We start from the raw sequence: 1012 nt of genomic DNA on the forward strand, positions 1-1012 counted from the left end.
TTGAACTCCCCCCACTTTCACTTCGTTTAGAAGTGAGGGATTCCTAAGTAAAGAGTTCTATCGAACTCTAATTGATTAGGCTAACCCCGCAGTCCCTGCGGTTAGAAGTCTTATTGCTTCATTCTTTATATTGATACTTGCGTTAATATCCCTATCATGGTGTGTACGACAAGAAGGACAGTCCCATTTACGTAGGTTTAGATTTTTAACGTCTTTGTTTTGATATCCACAACAAGAACATAATTGGCTGGAAGCAAATGTTTTCGATACGACAATGACTTGTTTGCCATACCATTTTGCTTTATATTCCAACATGGTTCGAAACTGTGACCAAGATACTTCACTAATTGCTTTTGCTAACTTACGATTTTTTAACATATTTGATACTTGCAAATCCTCTATACCGATAACATCGTGGCTTTTGATGATTTCAGTTGAGATTTTGTCTAAGTAATCTTTTCTAGCATTTGAAATGTATTCATGAATTCTAGCTACTTTTACTCGTTGTTTATTCCAACGAGAAGATCCTTTCATTCTTCTAGAAAGAACACGCTGTGCTTTCGCCAACTTATCTTCTAATGATCGGAAAAACTTCGGATTTTCATAGGGTTTCCCATCTGACAAAATGGCGAAATCTTTTAGTCCGACATCTATTCCAATGTAAGAATGTGTTTTTGGAAGTTCTTGTACTTCTGTTTCAACTAATAGTGACACAAAATATCTACCAGAAGGGTTTCGTCTAACTGTAGCATTTACAATACGTCCCGTTATTTCACGACTTTTGGCAAATCGAACAAGACCTAGTTTTGGCAATTTCATTTTGTTTCCTACAATGGCAATGTTTTCATTTGTTTGTTTTGTGATATAAGATTGTACGTTATTCTTCTTGGATTTGAAACGCGGGGCACTATTTTGTTTTTTGAAAAAGCGTGTATACGCATCCGCAAGGTTGCGAACAGACGACTGAATCGCAATACTATCCACTTCTTTGAGCCAAACAAACTCTTTCTTC

1 protein-coding gene is annotated in these 1012 nt (G+C 36.5%); it reads right to left on the reverse strand.

All coding sequences use genetic code 11. The annotated features are described in order from the left end of the window. Positions 1-75: 75 nt before the first annotated feature. Positions 76-1012 (reverse strand): IS200/IS605 family element RNA-guided endonuclease TnpB (gene tnpB, locus DT250_RS31255; RefSeq protein ID WP_149214382.1); only part of this gene is annotated, 937 nt, incomplete at its 5' end.

The organism is Bacillus sp. AR2-1 (assembly GCF_008368755.1).
GTDB lineage: Bacteria > Bacillota > Bacilli > Bacillales > Bacillaceae_G > Bacillus_A > Bacillus_A wiedmannii.